Raw genomic sequence first — 2983 nt, 5'->3', positions numbered from 1 at the left:
GCATCACTATCGCTGAGTCCAGTCAGGGCATCAAGAATCGTCTGCATGGGGGCGGGCATCTGAAGATGCCTTACGTCGATGCGTTTCACTGCGGGTTCGGGAAAGTTTGCCAGCGCGGCGGCAAAAGACGTTTCATCATCCATGATTAGCGCTTTGCCAAGCGTTTTTTCGACAGATGGGTTTACCTCACAAAAGCGTTTCAGCAGCCAGGTGTGATGTTCTGATGGGCCGGTCTGTGCAGTGAATGTGAGCGACTTGCCAGCAAGCAGGCTGATCAGTGGATAGGGGACAAATGAGTTGATGATACACAGGACTTCGCCGTCTGTGAGTGCCCCAAATTTTTTCACAATCACTTTAAGCGGATCGTCGCCGAATTCCATAAGCGGACGAACGTCAAAACTGGAAATCTTGTCGTGTGGAATATTAAGCAGCCACTGCGGTTTTTTTTCGATTTCTTTTTCGTTTACAGCATCTTCTTGATCAAAGCTGAACCCCAGCGGTATTAATGCCTGCCTGAACATATCAAGGTCACAACCACTCATGTTCGCAGCTTCTGACAATGTAATGCGTGAAGCCATTAACTTTCGAAGTAGCGGGTTTTTAAGCTTTTCCAATGGCTTTGCGATTGCAGCTATTGCGTCAATGCTGTCAGAATTAGCCAGGATAATCTCCGATAGCTTGGTATGATTTGTGATTGTGACCATGATATTGTCCGTTTCAGATTTATGCCCCGGTGCCAGTCAGCTGCTGCTGCAATTGCAGGGCTTTTGGAAACAGAATATTGTTTTCCAAATGGATATGGTTAAATAAATCGTTTTCAAATTCTTTTAATTTTTCAAAAAGATAGGTGTACGAATTACAGGCGCCCGGCGGCAGCTGATACTGATTGGTTATTTTCCGCAGGCTCCGCAGATCCTCACCAGCTGATTCGTGTTCCTGTTCCATAAGTTCTATCGCCGAAGCAATAACAGTGTTGTCGCTTATTTCTCCGGTATTTATAGCAGAAGCCAGCTGTTTTATTGCCGGAAACAAAATGTTTTCTTCTTTGTCTAAATGCTGGTAAAGATCTGCAAGAAGTAATTGTACCTGCTCTGAAAGTGCATAGAGTTCCGGTTGGCGGTCCCCGTGGCGGTCGGCTACTTTGTTGGCAAGACCTTCAATCACAGGGCCGTTTTCGCGGATATAGCTATGATGTACATTGGTGATATAGTCGGCCAGAAAACCCGGTTGCCACGCTGCAAAATTCAAGGGTTGCTGAGTGGCTGGCAGCTGAGCCGTATCTGCCAGGGCGGCTTCCAATTGCTTCTCGCTGATGTTGGCGGCATGCATCGCCTGTTTTAGTGTCCTTTTACCGCCGCAGCAGAAATCTATTCCCAACTTTTTGAAGGCTTCTGCTTTGCGAATGTCTTTTGAAGCAATTTGCCCGACGGTTTCATCTGCAGGCAGCGATCGTTTTTTTGTGATTTTAACCTGCCAGTGTATTGGGCCCTCTTGAAGATAACTCCAGGTGAAGATATCACCTCTCTCACCAAGCAGTTGATAATAGAGCGGTTTTGGATCGTGGTCATTAAAAATGATAAATGTCTCGCCCGGTTGCAATATATCAAAATGCTGAAAAATTGTGGAATGTTTAAGGCGTGGTTCTATAACAGTTACATCTATGGTTTGAATCGTTTCCATTGTTTTTTAATTAAAGTGTATATTATCTATTTGGGCTAATTAACTGCAAGGCTATTGAAACCTTATAAGTCTTTCTTGTTGAACCTGATGGTGGAAATACTCAATGGTACAGCGATCCAGGTCATCATAATTGCCAGAGCGATCACCATACCAACTTCACTACCGAAAAAGCTTTGGAAAACAGCCCCGGTGTAACCCATCATGGCCGATACATCAATTCTAAGAAGAATGAGCACTCTGCTCAGGTCGATCGGATTCAGGAACGAAAGTGCAATCATTCCTTTTTCAATGGGGTAGTCAGAAAATTGGAAAAGTAAGAACAGGACAAGGGTATCAAATAGCATCGAAAAATAAAGCCATAGCAATATTGCGGTACCAATACCTTTTGCTTTATCCCTAATTTTGACTGAAGCCAGCATGGCAATGGCTGCAAACACAATGGAAAGCAATACGCCACAACCAAGCATGATCGCGCCTGTCATCGACCAGGCATAGAGCAGGATTACGATACCGGCCCCGGCAAAAAATGCAAGGCTCAGCGAAACGGCCAGTCCGGCGAACATGCTCAGCCATATTGATTTTCTTTGAAGCGGCTGGCTCACCAATAATTCGATAAATTCGTTGCTGTTATATATATAAATAGTAGAAAATATAATGCTGACCAGCGGAACGATAAACAGGATGATGTTCAAAAGGCTCAGAATCCCTTTGGCCGGATTGTCTTCTATACTGAAAACGGAGAATGAAATCACCAGCAGCACCACTGTATAGGCAATCATGGTCCGGCTACGGAGGATGTCTGTAATGATATATTTTACAAGCTTCTTCATCAGTTTCTTAGTTGGGATGTATTAACTGTCGCCGCCTGTAAACCGTCACTTTCATCGTGTTGGCGCATCACCCGGGCAATGGCCCTTGAGAGCTTTTCTTCTCCTGTATCTTTTCGTAGCGCGTCCAAACTTTTTTGAAACAGCATGCGGCCGTCCTGCATGTAGATAACCCCTGTGATCAGATCGTCCAGCTCGCTCAGAATATGAGAGGTGATAATCACCAGCTTGTTTTTTTCTTTTTCAACAAGGATTTTTTCCCGCAGTATTTCTGACGAGACCGGGTCCAGACCGGCAGAAGGTTCATCCATAATAAGCGCCTGTGAACCGAACATAAAGGCCAGGCAGGCACTTACTTTCTGGCGTGTTCCACCAGATAATGTCCCCATCCGTTTGTCGAGCAGCTTATTTATTCCAAATGATTTTATCAGGTCTTCGTCCAGAAGGTTTTCTGGTATTTTGCGAATGTCCTTCAT

Annotated in this window: 4 protein-coding genes; all 4 read right to left on the bottom strand. The window is 44.9% G+C overall.

Annotated features, from left to right (window positions below; genetic code table 11):
- Positions 1-704: DUF2249 domain-containing protein (locus ACTIE6_RS21895; RefSeq protein ID WP_439558662.1), on the bottom strand; the 704-nt coding region annotated here is incomplete at its 3' end.
- Positions 705-723: 19 nt separating this feature from the next.
- A complete protein-coding gene (gene ric / locus ACTIE6_RS21890; protein WP_439558661.1) occupies positions 724-1680 on the bottom strand; it encodes an iron-sulfur cluster repair di-iron protein in 957 nt (318 codons plus the stop codon).
- A gap of 62 nt (positions 1681-1742) precedes the next feature.
- Positions 1743-2510, bottom strand: coding sequence for an ABC transporter permease (locus ACTIE6_RS21885; RefSeq protein WP_439558660.1), 768 nt, complete (start codon positions 2508-2510; stop codon positions 1743-1745).
- On the bottom strand, positions 2510-2983 hold a 474-nt coding region (locus ACTIE6_RS21880), incomplete at its 5' end, for an ATP-binding cassette domain-containing protein (protein WP_439558659.1). The genes ACTIE6_RS21880 and ACTIE6_RS21885, both read right to left, overlap by 1 nt.

This window comes from Dyadobacter sp. (assembly GCF_051859145.1).
GTDB lineage: Bacteria > Bacteroidota > Bacteroidia > Cytophagales > Spirosomataceae > Dyadobacter.
This window is presented reverse-complemented; position numbering and strand designations above follow the sequence as displayed.

Coding starts and splice junctions, on each gene's coding strand:
- ric (WP_439558661.1), bottom strand. CDS start 1,680: ATGGAAACGATTCAAACCATAGATGTAACTGTTATAGAACCACGCCTT.
- ACTIE6_RS21885 (WP_439558660.1), bottom strand. CDS start 2,510: ATGAAGAAGCTTGTAAAATATATCATTACAGACATCCTCCGTAGCCGG.